We start from the raw sequence: 4,253 nt of genomic DNA on the forward strand, positions 1-4,253 counted from the left end.
TGTTTGAGGTGTATGGGTAGTGCGTCAAACGCCATGCGTCATCCGTCACCCGTCATCCGTGATGCTCCCCTCTCCCCTCGTGGGAGAGGGGCCGGGGGTGAGGGGGACGCGTGACGCATGACGTATGACGAAGGAGCACGGTCATGGCAGAGAACACGGCACTGTGGCGGCGTGGGGGCGGATGGCTGCTGGAGAGCCCGCAGGAGATCTATTGCCCGGAAGACTTCGACGATACCATCAAGACCCTGGCCGAGATTACCCGCACCTTCGTCGAGCGCGATGTCCTCCCGGTGCTCGACCGCATGGATCAGGGTGAACTGGAGCTGAACGTCCCGCTCATTCAGAAGCTGGGCGAGCTCGGACCGCTGGGGGCGGAGGTGCCGGAGGAGTACGGCGGGCTCGACCTGCCCAAGGTTGTCGGCGCCGTCATCACCGAGGAGATGGCGCCGACCGGGGGCTTCGCCGTGACCTACGGCGCCCACACCGGCATCGGCTCCCTGCCGCTGGTCTACTGGGGCACGGAGGAACAGAAGCAGAAGTACCTGCCCAAGCTGGCCAGCGGTGAGTGGATTGCGGCCTACGCCCTGAGCGAGCCCGGCTCCGGCTCCGATGCGCTCGGCGCTCGGACCCGCGCCACGCTCTCCCCCGACGGTCGCCACTACCTGCTCAACGGGACCAAGCAATTCATCTCCAACTCCGGCTTCGCCAACCTCTTTACCGTCTTCGCCAAGGTGGACGGCGAGCACTTCACCGCCTTCCTGGTCGAGCGCGACTTCCCCGGCGTCAGCCTCGGTCCCGAAGAGAAGAAGATGGGCATCAAGGCTTCCTCCACCCGCCAGTTGATCCTGCAGAACGCCCAGGTGCCGGTGGAGAACGTGCTGGGGGAGATCGGCAAGGGGCACCGCATCGCCTTCAACATCCTGAACTTCGGCCGCTACAAGCTGGGTGCGGGCGGGGTCGGTGCCGCCAAGCACGCCCTGGCCCTCTCCGCCACGTACGCCAAGGAGCGCCGCCAGTTCGGCCGCCCCATCGCCTCCTTCGGCGCGATCCAGCAGAAGCTGGCGGAGATGGCCACCCGCACCTACGTTACCGAGAGCGCCGTCTACCGCACCGTCGGCCTGATCGACGAGGCCATCGCGGGCAAGACCGGCACCGACGCCATCCTGGCCGGCATCCAGGAGTACGCCGTCGAGTGCTCGATCCTCAAGGTGCTCGGCACTGAGACGATGGACTACGCCGTCGACGAGGGCGTGCAGATCCACGGCGGCTACGGCTTCCTTCAGGACTACCCGATCGAGCGCGCCTACCGCGATTCGCGCGTACAGCGCATCTTCGAGGGGACCAACGAGATCAACCGCCTGTTGATCCCCGAGATGCTCTTCCGCCGCGCGCTCAAGGGCGAGTTGCCCCTGACGGAGGCGGCAGCCAGGCTCCAGGAGGAGCTGCTGGAGCCGGACTTCGACGAGCCAGAGGGACCGTGGGCACGAGAGGAGGCGCAGGTCGCGAATCTCAAGAAGCTGGCGCTCATGATCGCCGGGCTGGCGGTGCAGAAGTTCGGCACGGCGATCGAGGAGGAGCAGGAGGTCCTGCTTACGATCGGAGACCTGTTGATCGACACCTACGCCGCCGAGTCGGGCGTGGTCCGCGCCCGGAAGACCGGGGTCCCGCTCTGGGGCGACATGGCCCGCCTGTACCTCGACGCGGTGCTGGGGAAAGCGCTGCTCGCCGCGACGGGCGTCCTCCCGCGCGTGGCCGACGGGGACGACCTGACGATGTGCCTCTCGGTCGCCCGGCGGCTGACTCGTCGAGAGCCGTTCGACCGCATTGGTGTGCAGCGTGAGGTCGCGGCGGCCGTCCTGGCGGCCGGCGGCTATCCACAGCCGGCGGCATCGCGCGCGGGCTGAGCGCGCCGCGGGAGTTCGTTCCGTGGGGTAGGTCGAGCGAAGGAGGGATGACCGTGGACGGCCTGATGATGAACTACCCTCTGGTCCTGCCCGCCATCATGCGCCGGGCCGAGGCGCTGTACGGCGACAAGGAGATCGTCTCCCGGCTGCCGGACAAGAGCTACCACCGGTATACCTACGCCGATATGCTTCGGCGCGCTAAGCAACTCGCCGTGGCGCTGCAGCGGCTGGGCATCCAACCGGGCGACCGTGTCGCCACGCTGGCCTGGAACCACTATCAGCATCTCGAAGCCTACTTCGGCATCCCGGCCTTCGGTGGCGTGCTCCACACCCTGAACCTCCGACTGCCCCCGCAGGATCTGATCTACGTCATCAACCACGCCGGGGATCGCGTCATCCTGGCGGACGAGTCGCTGCTGCCGCTGTTCGAGCGGATCCGCCCGCAGCTCAACGTTGAGCACGTCGTCGTCATCTCCAACGAGGGCACGGAGCACGAGGGGACGATCGGCTACGAGCAACTGCTGGCCTCGGCCGACCCGAGCGAGTACCGCGAGCCCGACCTGGACGAGAACCAGGCTGCCGCAATGTGCTACACCTCCGGCACCACTGGGCGGCCCAAGGGCGTGGTCTACTCCCACCGCGCGATCGTGATGCACTCCTTCGGCAGCCTCTTCCCCGACGCCATCGGCCTGCGTGAGACGGACGTGGTCACGCCGGTGGTGCCCATGTTCCATGTCAATGCCTGGGGCCTGCCCTTCACCTGCACCATGGTCGGCGCCAAGCAGGTCTTCCCCGGACCGCACCTCGACCCGGTGAGCCTGGCCGAGCTCTTCCAGACCGAGCGTGTGACCGTCACTGCCGGGGTGCCGACGATCTGGCTTGGCCTGCTGCAAGTGCTCGACAAGAACCCCGACGCCTACGATCTCTCCAGCATGCGGGCCATGCTCATCGGTGGGCAAGCGGCACCGGAGGGGCTGATCCGTGGCTTCCGCGAGCGCCACAACCTGCATGTGGTTCACGGGTGGGGCATGACCGAAACGACTCCGGTCGGCACCATGGCCTACGTCCCCAGCCAGGCCCTCGACGCCCCGATGGACGAGCAGTACTACTACCTCGCCAAGCAGGGCCGCCCGCTGCCGATGATCGAGATCCGCGCCCGCGGGGAAAACGGCCTCGTCCCCTGGGACGGTAAGACCATGGGCGAGCTGGAGATCCGGGGTCCGTGGATCGCCCGCGCCTACTACAACGACCCGGAGGGGGACGCGCAGTTCACCGACGACGGCTGGTTCCGCACCGGCGACATCGTGACCATCGACCCGCTGGGCTACATCCAGATCACCGATCGGGTGAAGGATGTAATCAAGTCGGGTGGCGAGTGGATCAGTTCGGTGGCCCTGGAGAACGCGTTGATGGCCCACCCGGCCGTCGCCGAGGCGGCCGTCGTGGCCGTGCCGCATCCGAAGTGGCTGGAGCGGCCCGCCGCCGTGGTGGTCCTCAAGGAGGGCCAGACCGCGACCGCGGAAGAACTGCGGGCCTACCTGGCGGACCAGTTCCCGAAGTGGTGGCTGCCGGACTACATCGTCTTCGGCACCGAGATCCCGCGCACATCGACCGGCAAGTTCCTCAAGTCCGCCCTGCGCGAGCAACTCCGCGAGCAGCTTCGCGATCAGCTCGCGGCTGCCGAAGTCGAGCACGCCTGAGCCGTCACGTCCCCGGCGCGCCTGCCTCGCCGCCGCCCGGTGGTCCCGGGCGGCGGCCTGCCCGTTCGTCGAGCTGTGCGTTCGTACGTGAGGGCTGGGGTCTGAAGGGACAGTGGGCCTGGGCTGGAAATGATGGTGGATCACCCTTGACGCTGCGGGGGTGGCTGAGTAATATTCCCTGCGCTGGCGGGCAGCCAGCCCGGCCGGAAGGCCGGCGGGGCGCAAGCCCCGGAGGAGCAATGCCCTTGACGAGGGCAACTCCGATGAGTATAATACATAGGCTCTGGGTGGACGCGGTAACGCGGCCCGGAGACTCATCAGGCGAGTGCGGGAGGTGTGGCACGTAAGGGAGCCGAAACGCGACTAGCGCGAGGATCCTGTGCCGCCCGCCAGCCGGCGGGTTTTTCACGCCCGCATGCACCTTGACAACTGAAGTGTGGTTCGTACAGCGAGCACTCCGGCGATTCCGATGGAGGCCGTCGCCGAGAGGCGGCGGAGTGCTCCCCGGTATCGCAAATCAAGGAAGCGAAACCCCGTGAATGGGGATCGTATCTTGATGGAGAGTTTGATCCTGGCTCAGGAACAACGCTGGCGGCGTGCCTAATGCATGCAAGTCGAACGGGAGCCGCTTTGGCGGTCGACCGTGGCG

At 67.1% G+C, this 4,253-nt stretch carries 2 protein-coding genes and 1 rRNA gene; all 3 read left to right on the plus strand.

Annotation, left to right across the window (positions count from 1 at the left end; all coding sequences use genetic code 11):
* Positions 1 to 143: 143 nt before the first annotated feature.
* The gene (locus tag IRZ30_RS16000; protein WP_294086579.1) at positions 144 to 1,904 is read left to right on the plus strand and encodes an acyl-CoA dehydrogenase family protein; all 1,761 of its coding nucleotides are present in this window, start codon (positions 144 to 146) and stop codon (positions 1,902 to 1,904) included.
* A 47-nt stretch (positions 1,905 to 1,951) separates the two neighbouring features.
* Positions 1,952 to 3,604 carry a long-chain fatty acid--CoA ligase gene (locus IRZ30_RS16005; RefSeq protein WP_294086580.1) on the plus strand — a complete coding sequence of 551 codons (1,653 nt, stop codon included), beginning with the start codon at positions 1,952 to 1,954 and terminating at the stop codon, positions 3,602 to 3,604.
* A 553-nt stretch (positions 3,605 to 4,157) separates the two neighbouring features.
* Positions 4,158 to 4,253 (plus strand): 16S ribosomal RNA (locus IRZ30_RS16010); the annotation flags it as partial.

Origin of the sequence: Sphaerobacter sp. (genome assembly GCF_019683595.1) — a bacterium.
GTDB lineage: Bacteria > Chloroflexota > Chloroflexia > Thermomicrobiales > Thermomicrobiaceae > Sphaerobacter.